At 64.9% G+C, this 21,512-nt stretch carries 18 protein-coding genes; 8 read left to right on the plus strand and 10 right to left on the minus strand.

Going from position 1 to position 21,512, the window contains the following annotated elements; translation table 11 throughout:
* Positions 1 to 49: 49 nt before the first annotated feature.
* The 4 genes from JOD97_RS18355 to JOD97_RS18370 form a co-directional block, all read right to left on the minus strand.
* Positions 50 to 847, minus strand: a complete 798-nt coding sequence (locus JOD97_RS18355; protein WP_209721209.1) for an ABC transporter ATP-binding protein — start codon at positions 845 to 847, stop codon at positions 50 to 52.
* Position 848: 1 nt separating this feature from the next.
* A complete protein-coding gene (locus JOD97_RS18360) occupies positions 849 to 1,670 on the minus strand; it encodes an ABC transporter permease (protein WP_209721211.1) in 822 nt (273 codons plus the stop codon).
* Between the two features lie 24 nt (positions 1,671 to 1,694).
* The gene (locus JOD97_RS18365; protein ID WP_209721215.1) at positions 1,695 to 2,675 is read right to left on the minus strand and encodes an ABC transporter substrate-binding protein; all 981 of its coding nucleotides are present in this window, start codon (positions 2,673 to 2,675) and stop codon (positions 1,695 to 1,697) included.
* Between the two features lie 290 nt (positions 2,676 to 2,965).
* Positions 2,966 to 3,523, minus strand: a complete 558-nt coding sequence (locus JOD97_RS18370; protein WP_209721218.1) for a hypothetical protein — start codon at positions 3,521 to 3,523, stop codon at positions 2,966 to 2,968.
* A gap of 200 nt (positions 3,524 to 3,723) precedes the next feature.
* Here JOD97_RS18370 and JOD97_RS18375 point away from each other — a divergent pair, with 200 nt between their 5' ends.
* Positions 3,724 to 4,869 (plus strand): ABC transporter substrate-binding protein, encoded by a 1,146-nt coding sequence (locus JOD97_RS18375; protein ID WP_209721221.1) that lies wholly within the window; start codon positions 3,724 to 3,726, stop codon positions 4,867 to 4,869.
* A 137-nt stretch (positions 4,870 to 5,006) separates the two neighbouring features.
* On the opposite strand, the gene JOD97_RS18380 is transcribed toward JOD97_RS18375, so the two are convergent.
* The 3 genes from JOD97_RS18380 to JOD97_RS18390 form a co-directional block, all read right to left on the minus strand.
* Complete coding sequence (locus JOD97_RS18380; RefSeq protein WP_209722652.1) at positions 5,007 to 7,061, minus strand: M13 family metallopeptidase; 2,055 nt, start codon at positions 7,059 to 7,061, stop codon at positions 5,007 to 5,009.
* A 195-nt stretch (positions 7,062 to 7,256) separates the two neighbouring features.
* Positions 7,257 to 9,287 carry a M13 family metallopeptidase gene (locus JOD97_RS18385; RefSeq protein WP_373999892.1) on the minus strand — a complete coding sequence of 677 codons (2,031 nt, stop codon included), beginning with the start codon at positions 9,285 to 9,287 and terminating at the stop codon, positions 7,257 to 7,259.
* Positions 9,288 to 9,447: 160 nt separating this feature from the next.
* Entirely contained in the window at positions 9,448 to 10,062 is a 615-nt protein-coding gene (locus tag JOD97_RS18390) for a hypothetical protein (protein WP_209721226.1), read from the minus strand.
* A 366-nt stretch (positions 10,063 to 10,428) separates the two neighbouring features.
* Between JOD97_RS18390 and JOD97_RS18395 the strand changes: the two genes are divergently transcribed.
* From JOD97_RS18395 to JOD97_RS18405, 3 genes are all read left to right on the plus strand, one after another.
* Entirely contained in the window at positions 10,429 to 11,853 is a 1,425-nt protein-coding gene (locus tag JOD97_RS18395; protein ID WP_209721229.1) for a S41 family peptidase, read from the plus strand.
* A gap of 174 nt (positions 11,854 to 12,027) precedes the next feature.
* Positions 12,028 to 13,149: a beta-ketoacyl-ACP synthase III gene (locus tag JOD97_RS18400; protein WP_209721232.1), complete on the plus strand. Its 1,122-nt coding sequence runs from the start codon at positions 12,028 to 12,030 to the stop codon at positions 13,147 to 13,149.
* 112 nt (positions 13,150 to 13,261) lie between these two features.
* Positions 13,262 to 13,885, plus strand: a complete 624-nt coding sequence (locus tag JOD97_RS18405) for a TetR/AcrR family transcriptional regulator (protein WP_209721235.1) — start codon at positions 13,262 to 13,264, stop codon at positions 13,883 to 13,885.
* A gap of 38 nt (positions 13,886 to 13,923) precedes the next feature.
* Here the strand turns inward: JOD97_RS18405 and JOD97_RS18410 are convergent, their stop codons facing one another.
* Positions 13,924 to 14,337 carry a hypothetical protein gene (locus JOD97_RS18410; RefSeq protein ID WP_209721238.1) on the minus strand — a complete coding sequence of 138 codons (414 nt, stop codon included), beginning with the start codon at positions 14,335 to 14,337 and terminating at the stop codon, positions 13,924 to 13,926.
* Between the two features lie 222 nt (positions 14,338 to 14,559).
* On the opposite strand from JOD97_RS18410, the gene JOD97_RS33020 reads away from it, so the two are divergent.
* Complete coding sequence (locus JOD97_RS33020) at positions 14,560 to 14,688, plus strand: hypothetical protein (protein WP_255585641.1); 129 nt, start codon at positions 14,560 to 14,562, stop codon at positions 14,686 to 14,688.
* A gap of 60 nt (positions 14,689 to 14,748) precedes the next feature.
* Here the strand turns inward: JOD97_RS33020 and JOD97_RS18415 are convergent, their stop codons facing one another.
* Positions 14,749 to 15,243: a hypothetical protein gene (locus JOD97_RS18415; protein ID WP_209721241.1), complete on the minus strand. Its 495-nt coding sequence runs from the start codon at positions 15,241 to 15,243 to the stop codon at positions 14,749 to 14,751.
* 148 nt (positions 15,244 to 15,391) lie between these two features.
* Between JOD97_RS18415 and JOD97_RS18420 the strand changes: the two genes are divergently transcribed.
* The 3 genes from JOD97_RS18420 to ybaL all read left to right on the plus strand — a co-directional run bounded on the left by JOD97_RS18420 (position 15,392) and on the right by ybaL (position 19,187).
* Positions 15,392 to 16,807 (plus strand): PLP-dependent aminotransferase family protein, encoded by a 1,416-nt coding sequence (locus JOD97_RS18420; RefSeq protein ID WP_209721245.1) that lies wholly within the window; start codon positions 15,392 to 15,394, stop codon positions 16,805 to 16,807.
* A 104-nt stretch (positions 16,808 to 16,911) separates the two neighbouring features.
* Positions 16,912 to 17,364 carry a carboxymuconolactone decarboxylase family protein gene (locus tag JOD97_RS18425; RefSeq protein WP_209721248.1) on the plus strand — a complete coding sequence of 151 codons (453 nt, stop codon included), beginning with the start codon at positions 16,912 to 16,914 and terminating at the stop codon, positions 17,362 to 17,364.
* Positions 17,365 to 17,462: 98 nt separating this feature from the next.
* Positions 17,463 to 19,187, plus strand: a complete 1,725-nt coding sequence (ybaL, locus tag JOD97_RS18430; protein ID WP_209721251.1) for a YbaL family putative K(+) efflux transporter — start codon at positions 17,463 to 17,465, stop codon at positions 19,185 to 19,187.
* Between the two features lie 162 nt (positions 19,188 to 19,349).
* Here the strand turns inward: ybaL and JOD97_RS18435 are convergent, their stop codons facing one another.
* Positions 19,350 to 21,395: an NADPH-dependent 2,4-dienoyl-CoA reductase gene (locus JOD97_RS18435; RefSeq protein WP_209721255.1), complete on the minus strand. Its 2,046-nt coding sequence runs from the start codon at positions 21,393 to 21,395 to the stop codon at positions 19,350 to 19,352.
* Between the last annotated feature and the right edge of the window lie 117 nt (positions 21,396 to 21,512).

Genomic DNA, 21,512 nt, shown 5'->3' on the forward strand with positions numbered 1-21,512 from the left:
GTAACCCGCAAGGCGGGGTCGGACCCGGATGGGTCCGACCCCATCACGACTAATCGACGGCCGCCATCCGCATCTCGTCGTTGTGATGGCGCTGCTGCTCCTCCATCACCAACTGGCCCAGCTCGCGCTTGAGGGCGTTGAACTCGGCGGCGGCCGGGTCGCGCAGGCGCGGCAGGTCGACCATCATGTCGCGCTTGACCGTGCCCGGCCGGTAGGTCATGACGACGATGCGGTCGGCCAGGTAGATCGCCTCCTCGATGCTGTGGGTGACGAAGATGATGGTCTTTTTCAGCTCGGCCCAGATGCGCAGCAGCTCGTCCTGCAGGTTGCGGCGGGTCAGCGCGTCCAGCGCGCCGAACGGCTCGTCCATCAGCATGATCGGCGAATCGAGCGCCAGCACGCGCGCGATCGCCACCCGCTGGCGCATGCCGCCCGACAGGTCTTTCGGGAAGCGGTGGCGGAAATCGCTCAGCGACAGCATCGCCAGCAACTGGTCGACCTTGGCGCCGATCGCCGCCTGGTCCATGCCCTTGATCTCCAGGCCGAAGGCGATGTTCTTTTCCACCGTCATCCACGGGAACAGCGCGTATTCCTGGAACACCATGCCGCGCTCCGGACCGGGGCCGGTGACCAACCTGCCATCGGCGGTGATCGTGCCCGACGACGGCAGCGAGAAGCCGGCGATAGCGTTGAGCAAGGTCGACTTGCCGCAGCCCGACGGCCCCAGCAGGCAGACGAACTGCCCTTGCGGAATGTCGAGGTGGATGTCTTTCAGGGCGACGACTTCGCGGCTGTCGGTCTTGAAGACCTTGTTGACGCCGCTGACTTGAATATGGGTAGCGCTCATATCAGTTCTCCAGACCGCGGTGCCAGCGCAGCAAATGATTGTTCAGTTTATTCATGCCGACGTCGATCACCAGGCCCAGCAGACCGATGCTGATCATGCCGGCGATAATCTTGTCGGACCAGAAGTATTCGCGCGCCTCGAGGATGCGGAAGCCGAGGCCGTTATTCACGGCGATCATCTCCGAGACGATGACGACGATGAAGGCGGTGCCGATGCCGATGCGCACGCCCGACAGGATGTACGGCACGGCGGCCGGCAGCATCACGCGCACGAACATCGTGCGCTGGTTGACGCCGAGGTTGCGGGCGGCGCGGATGTAGATGCCGTCGACTTGGCGCACGCCGGCGATGGTGTTGACCAGCACCGGGAAGAAGGCGCCGAGCGCGATCAGGAACACGGCCGGCGCGTTGCCCAGGCCAAACCACAGGATGGCCAGCGGAATATAGGCGATCGGCGGAATCGGCCGCAGCACCTGCATCAGCGGATTGAGCCACGCGTACATGCGCTGGCTGGCGCCCATCATCAGGCCCATCGGCAAGGCCAGGCCGGCGCCGACGGCGAAGCCCACCACCACGCGGTACAGGCTGCTCAAAGTGTCGCCCAGCAGCTCGCCGGACAGCGCCCAGCCCAGCCACGAGCTGGCGGCCGGATCGTAGGCGGTCAGCGGCAGCAGGTATTCGAACCATTTGGCGAGCACCGCCAGCGGCGACGGCAACACCTGCGGATTGACCCAGCCCAGCATGGCGCTGGCTTGCCACAGCACCACGATCAGAATCGGCACCACGGCCCCGGTGGCGCTTTGGCGCCAGTCTTGTTTGTTCATGTCGTCTCCCGCTTTGTCTTGTGGTTATTTAATGCCCAGGCTTTTCTTCGACGCGTCCAGCAGGTCGGTCTTGACCCACTCCTTGGCCACGGGCGGCTTGCGCATCTTGCCGACGCCGGTCTTGAGCATGATGTCGGTGGTGACCTGGATGTGCTCGGGCGTGACGTCGTAGCTGTACGGCGAATTGCTGATCGCGTCCTCGAAGTCGTCCTTGGTGATCTGGTTCTTGAAGATCGTCTCGCGCACGTACTTCTCGGCGACGGCCTGGTTGTCGATGAACAGCTTGGTGGCCTGGACGAAGCAATTCATGAACTTCTGCGCCAGCGGACGCTTCTCGTTGTAGAACTTCTCGCTCATCACCAGGGTGCGCACCGGCTCGCCGATGGCGGTGTCGTACGGCTTCATCACCTCGACGCCGTAGCCCTTGTTGATGGCCTGCGACGACTGCGGCTCGCTTTGCATGATGGCGTCGAGGTTCTTGCCCATCAGCGCCTGGTTCAGGTCGGCGAAGGCGAGGAACACCAGTTGCACGTCCTTGCCCGGCTGGTCGGAGGCGGTCAGGCCGGCCTGCGTCAGCTCGGCGATCAGCAGCACTTCGTGGATGCCGCCGCGCGTGACGCCGACCTTCTTGCCTTTCAAATCCTTGATCGATTTGATGCCTTCGTTGGGACGCGCGACCAGACGCGCGCCGCCTTTGGCGAAGCCGGCCACGACGTAGATGGGCGCGCCGTTGGCGCGGCCGGAGATGGCCGCCTCGGAGGCGGTGGCGCCAACGTCGAGCTCGCCCGCCAGGATGGCCTGCATGACGTCGGGGCCTTTGGCGAAGACGTGCTCCTCGACCTTGAGGCCGCATTTGGGCGCGATTTCCTTGATGTATGAGACGGCGCCGTAGTGGGCGAATTTGAGGTTGCCGAGGCGGACCACTTCCTGCGCCTGCGCGGTGGAAGCGAAGGCGATGGCGGCGGCCAGGGCGAGCGGACGGAATTTGGGCAGGGATGTTGGCATTGCGTGTCTCCATTGTGGTTGTTGTTGGAGGAGACATTGCAGCTTCCGTGCCAGCGCCGGGGGCGATGGCAAGTGCTTGATTTTTAAAGAATGTGGGAATTCGGTGGATAGGGAAGACTGCGATAAACCGCAACGGACGATGACGGCTTTGCGGAAATCCGCGCATCCACGGAGACACGTAGGGCGGATTAGACCGAAGGTCGTAATCCGCCAATGCATGAGCCGTCGAAACGCATGCATGGCCGATTACGCTACGCTAATCCGCCCTACGTGTCTCCCGGGTTCCCGGATTAGCTGCACAGGCCGAACGCCTTGCGCTCCGGGAAATAGCGGTAGGTGAAGGTGCGCATTGGGTATTCCTTCACCGCGATCTCGAACGCGGGCGGGACGACATCGAACCGCTCCGGCAGCTTGTCCTTGACCCGCACCCGCACCCGCCACAACGTTTCGTCGCCGGCGGCGCTGGCCACTAACATGTCCGGCACCTTGGGGATCGAGTCGACAATCTCCGGCCGCGAATTGGTCGTGCGCTGATACAGCGTGACCAGCTCGGCCTTGTGCAACACCGGCCCCTTCGGCACGGTAACGTTGTAATCGCGCGAGAGGAAACGCGCGCGCTCGCCGCGCGGCACGATATACACGAACGTGAATTCGGCGCCGCCATCCGGCAGCGTGACCGGCGGCGTGGTGGCCACGCTGATGCCGCGTGGCAGCTCGAAGCGCGAGCCCTCCTGCCAAGTCTTGCAGTCCGGCGTGGTCGCCATGTAAAGATTGACCGGCGTGTACGACTCGCCGCAGGCGCTCAACAACAGCGCTAAAAATATCGGTGCCAGATAACGCAGGCGCATGAAGACGGCTTTCCAATAGAGTAGAGACGCCAGTTTACCAGTACCCGGCCCTCGCCGGCGGCTCGCATACTGCTAGCCCGACGTTGCAAAACCGGCCTTGTCACGCGACACACAAAGGGATAAGGTTGGGTAACAGTTTTTGTTGGGCAATTATTAGATTTCGGACAGCCGGCGCGCCGGCATACTATGAAGGCAATAATATGAAAAACAAATTGTTTTCCGCTGCGCTGGGACTGTTGTTGTCATCGCTGGTGTCGGCCGCCTCGGCCGAAACCGGCGTCACCGCCACCGAAATCAAGATCGGCATGGCCAACGCCCAGACCGGGCCGACCGCCGGATTGGGCCTGGGCATCAAGGCCGGCAGCGAAGCCTATTTCAAGAAGGTCAACGCCGCCGGCGGCGTCAACGGCCGCAAGATCACCCTCATCAGCGAGGACGACGGCTACGATCCGCCGCGCACCGCCGCCGCCACCGATAAACTGATCAAGAAGGAAGGCGTGTTCGCGCTGTTCGGCTATGTCGGCACGCCTACCAGCAAGGCGGCGATGTCGCTGGTCAACGACGCCAACATCCCGTTCTTCGCGCCGTTCACCGGCGCCGAGTTCCTGCGCACGCCGCTCAACAAGCACGTCTTCAATATCCGCGCCTCGTACTTCAACGAGATCGAGTTGCAGGTCGAGCGCCTGGTCACCGACGCCGGCGTCACCAAGATCGGCCTGTTCTATCAGGAAGACACCTACGGCAAGGTCGGCAAGGAAGGCCTGCAAATATCGCTGCAAAAGCGCAAGATGACGATGACGGGCGAAGGCTTCTACCAGCGCAACACCGAGGACGTCGACGCCGGCCTCGCCGCGCTGATCGCCGCCAAGCCGGAAGCGGTGCTGATGGTCGGCACCTACAAGGCCTGCGCGGCGTTCGTGCAGAAGGCCGCCGCCGCCGGTTTCAAACCGAAGTTCTTCAACCTGTCGTTCGTCGGCACCGCCAACTTCATCAAGGCGGCCGGCGACGCGGCCGAGGGCGTCTACATCACGCAGGTGGTGCCGTCGCCGTTCGACGAATCCATTCCCATCGTCAAGCAATACCGCGCCGACATGAAGGCAGCCGGCGTCGCCGAGGGCGACTACACCTCGCTGGAGGGCTACATCAACGCCGTGGCGCTGGTCGAGGCACTGAAGAAAACCGGCCCGGACCTGACGCGCGCCAGCTTCATGGCGGCGCTGGAAAAACTGAAGGTCAATCTGGGCGGCCTCGACATCGCCTTCAGCCCGACCGACCACCAGGGCCTGAGCACGGTGTACCTGACCAAGGTACAAAAAGGCAAGCCGGTTTCCGTCTCGAAGCTTTGACCGTTCAACCCACACCACGGCACACCGGGGTCGTACCCCGGGGGGTACGACCCCATCGTCCTGGGGTTGATGCCCGGCTCACGCCACCGCCGCCTATTCCCCGAAAAAAAACCCTCGCCGCGGCGAGGGTTTTTGGTTTACCACATGATGACGCGGTCTTTCGGCGGCAGGTACATCTTGTCGCCCGGCTTGACGCCGAAGGCATCGTAGAAGCCCGGCTGGTTGCGCATCGTGCCGTTGGCGCGGAACTGGCCCGGCGAGTGCGGATCGGTCTTGATCTGCTGGATCTGCGCCGCTTCGCGCATCTTCATGCGCCACACCTGCGCAAAGCCCATGTAGAAGCGCTGGTCGCCGGTCAGGCCGTCGATCACCGGCGCCTTCTTGCCGTTTAGCGACAGCTTGTAGGCCTTGTAGGCGATCGCCACGCCGCTGTTGTCGGCGATGTTCTCGCCCAGGGTCAGCTCGCCGTTGACGTGGTAGCCCGGCAGCGGGCTGAACTCGCTGTACTGCTTGACCAGCATCTTGGTCTTGGCCGCGAAGTTCTTGTGGTCGGCCTTGGTCCACCAGTCGCGCAGGTTGCCGTCGCCGTCGTACTGGGCGCCCTGGTCGTCGAAGCCGTGGCTGATCTCGTGGCCGATCACGCCGCCGATGGCGCCGTAGTTGACCGCGTCGTCGGCGTCGGCGTCAAAGAACGGCGCCTGCAGGATCGCCGCCGGGAACACGATCTCGTTCATCTCCGGGTTGTAGTAGGCGTTGACGGTTTGCGGCGTCATGCCCCACTCGTCGCGGTCGATCGGTTTGCCCAGCTTGTTCAGTTCCTTGTTGTAGTCGAACTGGTTGGAGCGGATCACGTTGCCCACCAGGTCGTCCTTCGACACTTCCAGCTTGGAGTAGTCGCGCCACTTGTTCGGGTAGCCGATCTTGGTGGTGAACTTGGCCAGCTTGGCTTGCGCCTGCTTCTTGGTGACCGGGCTCATCCAGTCCAGCTTGTCGATGCTGGTCTTGTACGACGCCAGCAGGTTCTTGACCAGCGCCTCCATGCGCGCCTTGCGGTCGGCCGGGAAGTGTTGTTCGACGTACAGCTTGCCGACCACCTCGCCCAGCGCGCCCTCGGTCACCGAGACGCCGCGCTTCCAGCGGGGACGCTGCTCGGTCACGCCGCTCAGCACGGTGCCGTAGAAGGCGAAGTTCTCGTCGACATAGGCCTTGCTCAGGTAGGGCGCGAACGCGCGCACGGTCTGCCAGTGGAAGTAGGCTTTGAGCGTGTCGAGCGGGGTTTTCTCCAGCAACGCGGTCATGCCTTTCAGATAGCTCGGCTGGCTGACGATCACGTAGCCGGCCTTGCCGGCGATGCCGGTCTCGGCCAGGTAGGCGTTCCAGTCGTAGCCCGGCGCCATCGCGCCCAGCTTGGCGATCTCGACCTTGTTGTAGGCCTTGATCGGATCGCGCAGCTCGACCTTGGTCCATTGCAGCTTGGCCAGTTCCTTCTCGAACTCGACGATGGCGTGCGCGGTGACGGCGCCGTGCGGATCGCCCGCCAGGGTCAGCATCTTGCCCACATGCAGCTCATACTTGGCCAGCGCGTCGGCCATCTTGGCGTCGTCGGCTTTCAGATAGTAGTCGCGGTCCGGCAAGCCCAGGCCGGTCTGGAACAGGTCGGCCACGTACTTCGTCGAATCCTTGTTGTCCTGGTGGATGCCGAAGGCGTACGGGGCGGACACGCCGATCTGGTTGAAGTGCGCGATCAGCGCCGGCAGTTGTTTTTTGTCGCTGACGGCGGCGATACGGTCGAACTCGGCCTTCAGCGGCGCCACGCCCAGCTGCTCGAGCTTGGCCTCGTCCATGAAGCTGGCGTAGAAGTCGCCGATGCGCTGGGTGTCGGAGCCGGCGGCCTTGTTCGGCGTGTTAGCGGCGCCCTCGATGATGGTGCGCAGTTGCGGCTGGATGTCGTCGCGCAGCTTGGCGAAGCTGCCCCAGCTCGGCTTGTCGGCCGGGATTTCGGTCGTCGCCAGCCACTTGCCGTTCATGTGGGTGAACAGGTCGTCCTGCACGCGCACGGCCGGATCGATGTATTCGGTGGCGATGCCGGAAGTCATGGTGTGGCTGGTGGCGGCGGTGGCCGCGGCATTGGCTGGGGTCGCACTTTTGGTGGTGTCCGCGGCGCCGGCCAAACCTGCGATCAGGCTCAGCATCAATGCACTTACGAGATGACGTTTCACAGAAAATCCTTCAAAGGTAAAAAGGCAAACCCGGTGCGCGTTTGGCGATACGCACGCGTCCCAGCTTAGGGGTCGGACCCATCGGGTCCGACCCCGCATGGCCTTGCGGGTTAGAGGCCATAGCACGATGCATGGCCTGCACGACTTTATATCACAGCGTTGTCACTGTTACCAGATGATGACACGCTGTTCCGGCGCCACATACATCTTGTCGCCCGGCTTGACGCCAAACGCATCATAGAAGCCCGGCTGGTTGACCATGGTGCCGTTGGCGCGGAACTGGCCCGGCGAGTGCGGATCGGTTTTCACCTGCAGGATCTGCTGCTCGTCGCGCATGCGCACGCGCCACACCTGGCCAAAGCCCATGAAGAAGCGCTGGTCGCCGGTCAGGCCGTCGATCACCGGCGCCGGCTTGTCGCCCAGCGACAGCTTGTAGGCCTTGTAGGCGATCGCCGCGCCGGAATTGTCGGCGATGTTCTCGCCCAGGGTCAGCTCGCCGTTGACGTGGTAGCCCTTGATCGGGCTGTAGGCGCCGTACTGCTTGACCAGGGCGTCGGTCTTGGCCTTGAAGTTGGCGCGGTCCTCCTTGGTCCACCAGTCGCGCAGGTTGCCGTCGCCGTCGGCCTGGCTGCCGCCGTCGTCGAAGCCGTGGCTGATCTCGTGGCCGATCACCGCGCCGATGGCGCCGTAGTTGACGGCGTCGTCGGCGCGGGCGTCGAAGAACGGCGGTTGCAGGATAGCGGCCGGGAACACGATCTCGTTCATCGTCGAATTGTAGTAGGCGTTGACGGTCTGCGGCGTCATGCCCCATTCCTCGCGGTCGATCGGCTTGCCCAGCTTGTTGATCATGCGCTGGTTGGCGAAGGTCGCCGCGCGCAGCACGTTGCCGATCAGATCGGACTTGGCGATCGCCAGCGACGAGTAATCGCGCCACTTGGACGGATAGCCGATCTTGGGCGTGAACTTGGCCAGCTTGGCCTGCGCCTCCTTCTTGGTCTCCGGCCCCATCCAGTCGAGCCCGTCGATGCTGGTCTTGTACGAGGCCAGCAGGTTTTTCACCAGCTGGTCCATGCGCGCCTTGCGCTCCGGCGGGAAATACTCGGCCACGTATAGTTGGCCCAGTCCCTCGCCGATCGAGCGCTCGACCAGCGCCACGCCGCGTTTCCAGCGCGGCTCCTGCACCGCCACGCCGGTCAGCGTGGTGCTGTAGAAGTCGAAGCTGGCGTCGGCGAAGTCCTTCGACAGGTAGGGCGAGGCGCTGCGCAGCAACTGCCAGGTGAAGTAAGCCTTCCACGTGGCCAGGTCGGTCTGCTCGAGCAGCGTGTTGAAGCCGGCCAGGTAGCTCGGCTGGGCGACGATCACGTAGTCGACCTTGCTGGCCACGCCGGCCGACGCCAGCGCGTGGCCCCAGTCGTAGGCGGGCGCCAGCTCGGGCAGCTTGGCGATCGGCGTCTTGTTGTAGCGTTTGACGGGATCGCGGTTCTGCACCTTGGTCCACTGCGCCTCGGCCAGCGCCGTTTCCAGCGCGACGATGGCCTTGGCGCTGGCCTCCGGCTCCTTCTCGCCGGCCAGCTTGAGCGTGCGGGCGATGTGCGCCTGGTACTTGACCAGGATGGCGGCCAGTTTGGCGTCGTCTTTTTTCAGGTAGTAGTCGCGGTCCGGCAGGCCCAGGCCGCTTTGCGAAATGCCGACCGCGTACTTGGTCGATTCGCGCGCGTCGGGACGCACGCTCAGGCCGTACGGCGTGGCCACGCCCATCCGGTCCAGATGCGCGATCAGCATCGGGAAGGCCTTCTTGTCCTTGATCGCGCGGATTCGGTTGAGCTCGCCAGTGAGCGGGCGGATGCCCAGCGCGTCCAGCTTTTTCTCGTCCATGAAACTGGCGTAGAGGTCGGCGATTTTCTGGGCGTCGCCGCTCTTCTTGCCTGGTTGCGCCACGGTCTTCTCGACGATGCCGCGCAGCTCGGACAAGGTGTCGTCGCGCAGCTTGGCGAACGTGCCCCAGCTCGATTTGTCGGCCGGGATCTCGGTGGTCTTCAGCCACTGGCCGTTGAGGTGGGTGTAGAAGTCGTCCTGCACGCGCACGCCCGGGTCGATGTTTTTGATGTCGATGCCGGAGGTCGGCGCGGCCTCGTCGGCGGCGCCGGCGAAGGCGGCGGCCAGGCTCAAGGCCAGGGTGCTGAGCAAATATCGTTTCACTACTTGTCCTTTGGGTGAGAACTTCCGTTTTGAAACCCGGCGCGGCATTTTTGATGCCGGCCGGGTTCGCGCGCGAATATTCTACCGCCATGCCCCGCCAAAGGCACGCCGGTCCCGGGTTGTTACTTTACGATACAAGCCCGCGGCCCGACGGCGCCGTTCAGCCGCCGCCCGGCAAGGTGATATTGGCGCCGCCCGCGCCGACGCCGACACCCATGCCGCCGGCGCCGCCGCCCCTGCGGCCGCCGCCGCGCCGCTCGCCACCCTCCTCCTTGCGCTCCCCGCCCATGTGGCCGCCACCGCCGCCGTTGTCCTGGACGCGCAGCAAATGCTCGCCGACCTGCTGCACCACGATCTGGCGCTGGCTTTCATTCAAGGCATCGTTGACGGTCAGCCACCACTCGCGCAGCAACTTCTCCTCGGCTGCGGCGGTGTTGGTCTCCTCGTCGATCGCCTTGGTCAGATCGCGCAGCTCGACATTGGCGCCCTGCGTGCCGGCCTGCGTGGCCGCCTGCAGGCGGTCGCGCCGGGCTTTACGTTCGCGCAACAGGTTGCGCGTCTTGCTTTCGGTCTGCTGCCACAGGGTCTGCTGGTTGGGGTTCAGGTTCAGCGCCTTTTTCAAGTCCGCCGCCATCGGCAGGAAATCCTCGGCATGCATGTCGAGGATGGGAACGGCCAGCGCCGGCGGCGGCATGGCGCCGGCGGCGAACAGCAGCGCGCCCGCCAGCGCCAGACTGCGCGCGGCGGCGGGGGACGGGATAAACGGTAGACGCATGGAAGCTCCGTGGATAAAAAAAAGCCTGCGCTTGGGGCGCAGGCGAAAAACCACTTCAGGGTAGAGAGAAATACGAGTTCAGTGTAGGCCGCGCCTTGCATGATGGCGGCACTTCTTACAAATGCTTACCGACGTGAACGTGAGAGAAACACTGCGTAAAAATATGCAAACTTGATGTAACGCCAAGCGGGCGTTGGTGTACATTCAAAGTCAACGGCAACCGTTGTAAAATTCCGTAAAGGTATAAATCATTTCATGAGGGCTACTACGATTGCCCGAAATCAGGTTTATACTCAGCTCATGCACATCGCGCTCGCGTCTCCCGCTGCGGATGGCTGTTCTGTACATCGTTCCAACGGGTGAAACATGGGCAAGAAACTAAAGAGTACCGGATTGGTCGGCCTAGGCGTCGTCGCCGGCATCGCCGTCTCCCTGCAATTTTCCGCCATGGCGCAAAAGCCGGTCGAGCCGAAGCTGCCGCTCGAGGAGCTGCGCCAGCTGGCCGACGTGTTCGGGCTGATCAAGTCGGACTATGTCGAGCCGGTCGAGGACAAGAAGCTGCTGACCGAGGCCATCTCCGGCATGGTCGCCTCGCTCGATCCCCATTCCGCCTATCTGGACAAGAAAGCCTACGCCGAGCTGCGCGAGGGGTCGCAGGGCAAGTTCGTCGGCCTCGGCATCGAGATCGGCCAAAGCGAGGACGGCTACATCAAGATCGTCGCGCCGATCGAGGACTCGCCGGCCTGGCGCGCCGGCATCAAGGCGGGCGACCTGATCAGCCGCCTCGACAGCACCGCCGTCAAAGGGCTGAGCCTGGACGAATCGGTCAAGAAGATGCGCGGCGAGCCGCACTCCAAGGTCAGCCTGACGATCTTGCGCAAGGGCGAGACCGACCCGCTGGTGTTCAACATCACGCGCGAAGAGATCCACCAAAAGAGCGTCAAGGGCAAGATCATCGAACCGGGCTACGCCTGGCTGCGCATCTCGCAGTTCCAGGAGCCGACCATCGACGACATGGCCGCCAAGATTGTCGAACTGTACAAACAAGACCCCAACATCAAGGGCCTGGTGCTGGACCTGCGCAACGACCCGGGCGGCGTGCTGCAGGGCGCCATCGGCGTGGCCGCCGCCTTCCTGCCGAAGGACGCGGCGATCGTCTCGACCAACGGCCAGCTGCCGGACCAAAAGCAGGTGTTCTACGGCCGTCCCGAGTACTACACCTTGCGCAGCGAAAGCGACGCGCTGGCCAAGCTGCCGGCCGCCGTCAAGCGGGTGCCGATGGTAGTGCTGGTCAACACCGGCTCGGCGTCGGCATCGGAGATCGTCGCCGGCGCGCTGCAGGACTACAAGCGGGCCGACATCATCGGCACGCAAACGTTCGGCAAGGGCTCGGTGCAAACGATACGCCAGCTGACAGCCGACACCGCCGTCAAGCTGACCACGGCGCGCTACTACACGCCGAACGGGCGCTCGATCCAGGCCAAGGGCATCACGCCGGACCTGGCGGTGGACGAGAACGCCGACGGCGACGGCCTGAACGCGCTGCGCACGCGCGAGGCCGACCTCGACAAGCACCTCAGCAACGACCGCGACCAGGAAGTCGCCAAGACCAAGCGTGACGAGCTGGAAGAGCAACTGCGCATCGTCGCGCTGGAAAAGACCCGCAAGCCGCTCGAATACGGCAGCGGCGAAGACTTCCAGCTGTCGCAGGCGCTGAACCACCTCAAGGGCCTGCCGGTGCAGCTGGCCAAGCAGGAAACCAAGGTCGTCCAGACCGACGCCAAGAAATAATCCGGGGTCAGGTCCACCATTTCTACACGAGCACAGCGGTAAACGGCGGCGCCTGCGGGGCGCCGTTTTCTTTTCGCCGCTATTTCACCGCTTTAATTGCGCGGATCGTGCAGGCATTGTGTAGAATTTGCGTCATTATTGGCGCAAGCCATTGCCAAATTCGAAAGTTTAATCATGAAACAAGCCGTCATCAGCGGTACCGGCCTTTTTACGCCGGCGCAATCGATCTCCAATGAAGAGCTGGTCGAGAGCTTCAACGCCTACGCCGAACAGTTCAACGCCGACCACGCCGGCGCCATCGCCGAGGGCACCGTCACGCCGCTGGAGATGTCGAGCGTGGCGTTCATCGAAAAAGCCTCCGGCATCAAGTCGCGCTACGTGATGGAAAAGTCCGGCATCCTCGATCCGACACGCATGGTCTCGCGCATCCCCGAGCGCGCCGACGAGGAATTGTCGCTGCAGGCGGAAATCTGCGTGGCCGCCGCCCACCAGGCGCTCGACCGCGCCGGCCGCGTGCCGGCCGACATCGACATGGTGCTGGTGGCGTGCTCGAACATGCAGCGCGGCTACCCGGCGATGGCGGTCGAGGTGCAGGGCGCGCTCGGCATCGACGGCTACGGCTTCGACATGAACGTGGCCTGCTCGTCGGCCACCTTCGGCATCCAGCAGGCGGTGGCGGCGGTGCAAAGCGGCCAGGCGCGCGCGGTGCTGGTGCTCAATCCGGAAATCACCAGCGGCCACCTGAACTGGCGCGACCGCGACAGCCACTTCATCTTCGGCGACGCCTGCACGGCGATGGTCATCGAGGCGGCCGACACGGCCAAGGGCTCGCACCGCTGGGAAATCCTCGACACCAAGCTCAAGACGAGCTTCTCGAACAACATCCGCAACAACTTCGGCTTCCTCAACCGCTTCGACGAGGCGGGCATCGGCCAGCCGGACAAGCTGTTCCGCCAGCAGGGCAGGAAAGTCTTTAAAGATGTCTGCCCGATGGCGGCCGAGATGATCAAGACCACCATCGCCGGCGCCGGGCTGGAGGTGCCGCAGGTGAGCCGCTACTGGCTGCACCAGGCCAACCTGAACATGAACCTGCTGATCAGCCGCATGGTGCTGGGCCGCGACGCCGAACCGGGCGAGGCGCCGGTGATCCTGGACCAATACGCCAACACCTCGTCGGCCGGCTCGATCATCGCCTTCCACAAGCACTCCGACGACATGGCCGCCGGCCAGCTGGGCGTGATCTGCTCGTTCGGCGCCGGCTACTCGATCGGCTGCGTGGTGGTGCGCAAGGTCTGAGGATGGCGAGCAGCCAGCCGGTCGGCCAGGCCGTCACCGCCGTGGTGGCCGCCTGAGGCCGGGAGGCATTGCGGCCATCTGACGCCATGGCGGTTTATGTCACAATGACGGAATGTCCGAAACCCACGCCGCCGCCGACCGCCCTCCCATGAGCCAGCCTTCCGACCTTGCCGCCAAACGCGACGCGCGCGTGCTGGATGCCGCCACCGAAGTGTTTTCGCGCTACGGCTTCGCCCGCACTACCATGCAGGACATTGCCGAGCAGGCGGGCATGTCGCGCCCCGCGCTCTACCTCGCCTACGCCAACAAGGACAGCATTTTTACCGCCGTGGTGCGGCGCATGAATGCGCGCCAGCTGGCCGCCATCCGCGCCGCGATCGCGCCGCTGCCGGGGCTGCGCGACAAGCTACTGCACGCCTGCCTGAGCTGGGGTGCGCACGGGGTGGACCTGATCGAAGCCCATCCCGATGCGCGCGACCTTTTCAGCCTGGCCTTCCCTGCCGTGCAGGAAATGTATGACGAGTTTCAAGTCCTGCTGACGCAACTGCTGAGCGAGCCGGCCACCGGCGCGGCGCTGGGTGCCACGCCTGCCGAAGTGGCGCGCGCCATGACCTACGCGATGCGCGGCTTTAAGGACACCGCCACCGACGGCAGCGACATGCGCCGCCTGATCACGCTGCAAGTGTCGCTACTGGCCACCGCGCTCGAGCATACGCCGGACGGGACGACGCGCTAGGCAACAGGCGGGCAGCCCCGCGGCGGCGGCAACGCTGATCAGCGCAACAACGGTGTGGTGGCGATCAGCCGCCAGTCCGCCAGCGCCGCCAAGCGATGCCGCTCGGCCTCCGCCTTGTAGCGCGCACTTTCGCTGATGCGCCGGAACGCGGCAAAACTGGGATATTCCACCACCCCCACTTCATCCCATTGCTCGTCGGCTGGCCCGACCACCCGCGCCAACGCCGCCGCCAGCCAAGTCACCTTCACGCCCTCGCCCGCCGCCAATTCGCGGAACACGGGCACATAGCGCTCGTGATACGCCGTGCGCCCGGAACAGGGCGCTTCGCCGGGCCCGCCATATTCGGCCTCCGTCTTGTAGCGCAGCAGATTGAGCATGAAAACCGGGCTGTCATCGGGCACCGCCGCGCTGGCCGCCAGCACGTCGCCGGCATCGATTTTAATTGTTTGCATCGTATTCACTCCTATCTCAGCATGTTCGCGGAAAACATTATGACATTTTTCGACATAATGTCAAACATCGCCGGACGGGTCTTGTTTGCGGGCGCTGGCGTGCTCCCCTTGGGTTCACCCCACCGCCAGAGGAGAAGCGTACCGCGATGGTGGCGTGTCCGGCGTATCGCAGGAGCGCGCCGATGCCTGGCTTTCCGATTTGGCAGCCGGGAAGTGGAGCGAATGCCCGCGCTGATCTGGCATCCGGATGCGCTGGCGGATGTAGCTTACGTGATCCGCTATTTCATCCTCGAAAATGGCGACGTCCTGATTACCCGTATTTGGCATAGCCGTGAACAAAGACCGTTGTAAAGGCCAGCCTCGATTTCTGCCAACTCCACTGCGGCGTGATCGGGTCCTTTACGCTAGCTCTTAACGCAACAGCGACCGGCCGCAGAATTCCTCGATTTGTTGAATCGCCGCCGTCGCCGCCGCGCCGGAGAGGCCGATGCCGAATGGGATCGCTTCCTTCCTGGTGACCAACATCAATCTTTCGCCACCGAGGCCGAGCATCGCCAACTTGCCATCGGCGGTCATGGGTAGCGGAAGCGGCTTGCATTCAATGGCGATCAGGTCGCCACACGCGATCGCGGTGGCGGCGGCCGTTCCAGCGGGCGCGCCATCCTTGACGAACAATAGCTGTTCCTTGCCGAAGATGTTTTTGAACAGCACGGCGCCCGCCAGGAACACGAACAGAACAATCAACGCGCCGGTTGCCACCGCGCCCATCGTCAATGCCATCAGGCTGTCGGCATTCTTCCGCACGGTAAAAGCGAGGATCGCGAGCGCGATCGTGCACAGCAAGATACCCTGCGGCCGCAACGGCGCGGGCGACGTTATTTGCAGAACAAGATCGTTTTTTGGCATTGAACCACATTTCCTTTGTCGGTCTGTGAACGCAAGCAAATATGCGCGCCGGCAATTATCGCATCGGCGGACCGGGTTGTCGTTGGCGGCCGGCCGCTGCGGCGATGGCATAATCCATCGAGCCATAAAATGACATCCAGGGCATGCCATGACGATCAACCCCGACTTCCTCCAGCTCGACACCGGCGCCGCCGAACCGCTGTACCGCCAGATCTACATGCGTTTTCGCGCCGCCATCGCCGACGGGCTGCTGCGGCCGGGCGACCGCGTGCCGTCGGCGCGCGCGCTGGCGGTGGACCTGGGACTGGCGCGCGGCACCGTGGAAGCAGCCTACTCGCTGCTGGCCGCCGAGGGCTATCTGGAGACGCGCGGCCAGGCCGGCACCATCGTCTCGCCGGCATTGACGCGCCACGCGCCGGTGGCGCCATCGGCCAGGCCCGCCGACCCGGCCGCCGACCTGGCCGGATCGCCGGCGCCGTTCCACCGGCCGTTCCAAATGGGACTGCCCGCGCTGGACGCGTTCCCGCGCAAGGTGTGGGCCGCGCTGGCGGCGCGCGCGATCCGCGCCACGCAAGCGGCCGACATGGCCTACCCGTCGTATTGCGGCGCGCCGGCGCTGCGCACCGCCATCGCCACCTACCTGCGGCTATCGCGCGGCATCGACTGCGCGCCCTCGCAGGTGTTCGTCACCTCCGGCTACCGCAACTCGCTGGAGCTGGCCGCGCGCGCGCTGCTGCACCCGGGCGACAAGGTGTGGGTCGAAGATCCCGGCTACGTCCCGACCAGCGATTTGCTGGCGTGGGCCGGCATGCGGCCGGTGCCGGTGCCGGTCGACGACGAGGGCCTGCAAGTGGCGCACGGCGCCGCCTGCGCGCCCGACGCCCGGGCGGCCGTCGTCACGCCCGCGCATCAAAGCCCGCTGTGCGTGTCGCTGTCGCTGCCGCGCCGTCTGGCCCTGCTCGACTGGGCGGCGCGCAACGACGCCTGGATCGTCGAAGACGACTACGACGGCGAATACCGCTACGTGGGCCGTCCGCTGCCGGCGCTGAAAAGCCTGGACGGCGTCGGCCGCGTGCTCTACGCCGGCACCTTCAGCAAGGTGCTGTTCCCGGCGATCCGGCTGGCCTACCTGGTGGTGCCGCCGGCGCAGGTGAAGCGTTTCGAGGCGGTCTGCGAGACCTTTGCCGCCGGCGGGCCGGCGCTGACCCAGGACATCGTCGCCGGCTTCATGAACGAGGGCCATTTCGCCCGCCACATCCAGCGCATGCGGCGCCTGTACGGCGAGCGCCGGCAGATGGTGGCGGCCGAGCTGACCAAGGTGCTGGGCCGGCATCTGCGCATCGACGCGCAGCCGGGCGGCATGCATCTGGTGCTGCGCCTGCCGGGACGGCACACCGACCGCGCGCTGGCGGCGCGCATGCGCGAGGACGGCATGTTCGCGCTGGCGCTGTCGGAGTGCAGCGCGCTGCCGCACGCGGCGTCGGCGCTGCTGCTGAGCTTTACCAATATCGAGACGCCGCGCCGCGCGCGCGAGCTGGGGCAGCGGATATTGCGGCTCACGTGAAGCGCCCGAAATCTTGGCCCAGTAAGATTGACCGATCTTGGCTCTTCTGGACTAAGCCATGAAAACGCACAATACGGCTATTCGCAATCAACCAGGGAACCGCCATGACCGCACGCCTCGACATCTTCAATCTCGCCCCGCAAGCCTACAAGGGACTGGCCGCAGTTAAAAACGCCTTGCAGGAGTCCAGCCTGCCGCGCGAGCTGCTGGAGCTGGTCAATCTGCGCGTGTCGCAGATCAACGGCTGTGCTTATTGCATCGATATTCACTCGCGCGGTCTGCTGACCCACGGCGTCGGCGTCGACAAAGTCGTGCTGGTGCCGGTGTGGCGCGAGGCCGAAGCGCTGTTCACCGACAAGGAGCGCGCGGCGCTGGCGTGGGCCGAGACGCTCACCCGCGTGGCGCAGACCAACGCGCCGGACGCCGACTACCAGCAGGCCGCCGCGGTGCTGGGCCAAAAAGAGCTGGCCGACGTCACGATGGCCGTGGCGTTGATGAATGCCTTCAACCGCATCGGCGTTGGCATGCGCCTGGTGCCGGCGGCGCTGGCAAGATAGTCCCGGCGCGCGGCTTTTGATCGCGGGACGGCGCGTCGCCGACGGCCGCCCGTGTGCTACCCTTGGGCTTCCCCCATCCCTCGAGGAGCCCCACGCGCATGCCCCACAATATCAGCCTGATCACCACAATCGCGGCGGCGCTGGGCTTCGGCCTGGTGTTCGGCTACCTTGCAACGCGCCTTAAGCTGCCGGCGCTGGTTGGTTATCTGGCTGCGGGTATCATGTTGGGACCCGCCACGCCCGGCTTCGTGGCCGATGCGGCGCTGGCCTCGCAGCTGGCCGAAATCGGCGTGATGCTGATGATGTTCGGCGTCGGCCTGCACTTCTCGCTCGACGACCTGTGGGCGGTGCGGCGCGTGGCGCTGCCAGGCGCGGTGCTGCAAATCGCCGTCGCCACGGCGCTCGGCATGGCACTGGCCCATTTCTGGGGCTGGAGCGTCGGCGGCGGTTTGGTGTTCGGCCTGGCGCTGTCGGTGGCCAGCACCGTGGTGCTGCTGCGCGCGCTGGAGGAACGCGGCATCCTCGACACCTTCAACGGCCGCATCGCGGTCGGCTGGCTGGTGGTCGAGGATCTGGTCACCGTCATGGTGCTGGTGCTGCTGCCGGCGCTGGCCGGCTCGCTCGGCGGCATCTCGACCGACGCCCACGGCATGGCCGTTCCGCCCGGCGAAGTTGATCTGTGGGGCACGCTGGCCGTCACGCTGGGCAAGGTCGGCGCCTTCATCGCGCTGATGCTGGTGGTCGGCCGCAAGCTGTTCCCGTGGCTGCTTTGGCAGGTGGCGCGCACCGGCTCGCGCGAGCTGTTCACCTTGTGCGTGATCGCCGCCGCCGTCGGTATCGCCTACGGCTCGACGCACTTCTTCGGCGTCTCGTTCGCGCTGGGCGCGTTCTTCGCCGGCATGGTGCTGCGCGAATCCGCGCTGGCGCACCGCGCCGCGCAGGAGTCGCTGCCGCTGCGCGACGCGTTCGCGGTGCTGTTCTTCGTTTCGGTGGGCATGCTGTTCGAGCCGTCGATCGTCACCGGCGAGCCGCTCAAACTGCTGGCGGTGGTGGCCATCATCGTGTTCGGCAAATCGCTGGCCGCCTTCGTGCTGGTGGTGCTGCTGCGCTATCCGGCCAAGACGGCGCTGATGGTGTCGGCCAGCCTGGCGCAGATCGGCGAGTTCTCCTTCATCCTGGCGGCGCTGGGGTTGTCGCTCAAGATGATGCCGGCGGAGGGCCAAAGCCTGATCCTGGCCGGCGCCATCATCTCGATCGCCCTGAACCCGGTGGTGTTCCGGCTCACCAAACCGATCGAGCGCTGGCTGACCAGGGACGGTACGGTGGAATCGAGGTTCGAGCGTACCGCCGATCCGCTGGCGGAGCTGCCGATGTCGGTGCCGCAAGAGCATCTGGACGGGCAGGTGGTGCTGGTCGGTTATGGCCGCGTCGGACGCCGCATCGCCGAGGTGCTGGTCAAGCACGGCATCCCGTTCGTGGTGGCGGAGCAGAACCGCGAGATCGTCGACCAGCTGCGCAAGGACGGCATCCACGCGGTGGCGGGCAACGCCGGCGAGCCGGCGGTGCTGATCCAGGCGCACATCGCGCGCGCCGGCATGCTGGTGATCGCGACGCCCGACACCTTCCATGTGCGGGCGATGGTGGAGACGGCGCGCTTGCTCAATCCGGACATCAAGACCGTGGTGCGCACGCATAACGAAGAGGAAGCGGAGCTGCTGCGCAGCGAATTGGCCGGCAAGATCTTCATGGGCGAGGAGGAGCTGGCCAAGGGCATGACCGAGTTCGTGGTCGCCAATTTCGAGCGCAAGAGTGGCGGGCATTGAGCCCTTGGCGGCCCAGTGGCCGAGGACATCGAATAACCACGGAAACACGTAGGGCGGATTAGCGCAGCGTAATCCGCCATGCATGCGTTTCGACGGCTCACACATTGGCGGATTACGCCGTTCCGCCTAATCCGCCCTACGTGTCTCCCATGACCAGTTACATTAAAGGCTTGCGGCCAACTCCGCGCCTTCCTTGATCGCGCGTTTGGCGTCCAGCTCCGCCGCCAGCGCGGCGCCGCCTATCTTGCGAAAGCGCGGCCACGACGGATTCGCCTTCACCTCCTCCTCCGACGGCATCAACTCGGTCAGGCTGTCCTGACCCGCGCACACCACCACGTTATCCACCGACAGCAATCGCTGCTCGCCGCCGACCGTGATATGCAGTCCCTGATCGTCGATCCGGTCGTACTGCACGCCGGCGAGCATCACCACGCCATTGCGCGCGAGGACGGCGCGGTGCACCCAGCCCGAGGTCTTGCCCAACCCCGCGCCCAGCTTCGAAATCTTGCGCTGCAACAGATACAACTGCCGCACCGGATGCGGCTCCTCCGGCGCCACCAGGCCGCCCGGCGTGTCGCCCTTCAGGCTCACGCCCCATTCCTTTGCCCAGACATCCAGCGCCAGCGGCAGCGGGTGCTTGGGATCGTGCAGCAGATATTCGCCGACGTCGAAGCCAATGCCGCCGGCGCCGATGATGGCCACGCGCTTGCCGACCGGCGCCTTGTTCTGCAACACATCGATATACGACAGCACTTTCGGATGATCGATGCCCTCGATCGGCGGCCGCCTCACCTTGATGCCGGTGGCGACGACCACCTCGTCGTAACCGCCGGCGACCAGCTGCTCGCGCGTGACGCGCACGCCCAGCTTGAGCTTCACGCCCGTCAAATCGATCTGGCGGCGGAAGTAGCGTATCGTCTCGGCGAATTCCTCCTTGCCCGGAATTTGCATGGCGATCTTGAACTGCCCGCCGACGCTGTCGCTGGAATCGAACAAGGTCACGTCGTGGCCGCATTCCGCCGCCACCGTCGCCGCCGACAACCCGGCCGGGCCGGCGCCGACCACCGCCACGCGGCGCGGCTTGGCCGCCGGCGCGTACACCAGCTCCGTCTCGTGGCAGGCGCGCGGGTTGACCAGGCAGCTGGCGCGCTTGTTGGCGAAGGTGTGATCGAGGCAGGCCTGGTTGCAGCCGATGCAGGTGTTGATCTCGTCGGCCTTGCCCTGCGCCGCCTTGGCGACAAAGTGCGCATCGGCCAGGAAGGGACGCGCCATCGATACCATGTCGGCGTCGCCGCGCTGCAGGATGCCTTCCGCCTCGGCCGGCATGTTGATGCGGTTCGACGCCACCACCGGTATCGTCACCTCCAGCCGCAGACGGCCGGCCAGGCTGGCGAAGGCGGCGCGCGGCACCGACGTGACGATGGTCGGCACCCGCGCCTCGTGCCAGCCGTAGCCGCTGTTGAGGATCGTGACGCCGGCATGCTGCAGGGCCTTGGCCACGGCCACCACGTCCTCCCACGTATTGCCGCCGTCGACCAGGTCGAGCAGCGAGTGGCGGTACATGATGATGAAGTCATGACCGACTTCGGCGCGGATGCGCTTGACGATTTCCACCGGCAGCCGCATGCGGTTCTCGATGCCGCCGCCCCAGCGGTCGGTGCGCAGGTTGGTGCGCGCGCACAGGAACTGGTTGAGCAGATAGCCTTCGCTTCCCATCACCTCGATGCCGTCGTAGCCCGCCTCGCGCGCCAGCCTGGCGCAGCGCGCGTAGTCGCGTATCGTTCCCTCGATGCCGGCCTCCGTCAGCGCGCGCGGCTTGAACGGCGAGATCGGCGATTTCTTCTCCGACGCCGACACCACGAACGGTTGATACCCGTAGCGGCCCGCGTGCAGGATCTGCATCAGGATCTTGCCGCCCTCCTCGTGCACCGCGGTGGTGACGCGGCGGTGGTTGTGCACGTCGCCCTTGAAGTTGAGCGTACCTCCAAAGGGTAGCAGCCACCCGGAGCGGTTGGGGGAGATGCCGCCCGTGACGATCAAACCCACGCCGCCGCGCGCGCGCTCGCGATAGAATGCGGCGAGTTTGCCGTAGTTGTAGAAGCGGTCCTCAAGACCGGTGTGCATCGATCCCATGACGACGCGGTTGCGCAGCGTGGTAAAGCCAAGATCGAGAGGCGCGAGCAGGTGGGGATATGGTGAATTTGTCATTGTGGTTATTAGAGTTAGACGTGAATGTCCGCATTAAAACCCAATTCTCTAGACCCAGGCTTCTAAAGCCCCGCCACCGCGTGAATTTTGTAACGTGATGGTGCTTCGCTTGTATTC

The sequence above is a fragment of the Duganella sp. 1411 genome, assembly GCF_017833525.1.
Taxonomy (GTDB): domain Bacteria; phylum Pseudomonadota; class Gammaproteobacteria; order Burkholderiales; family Burkholderiaceae_D; genus Rugamonas.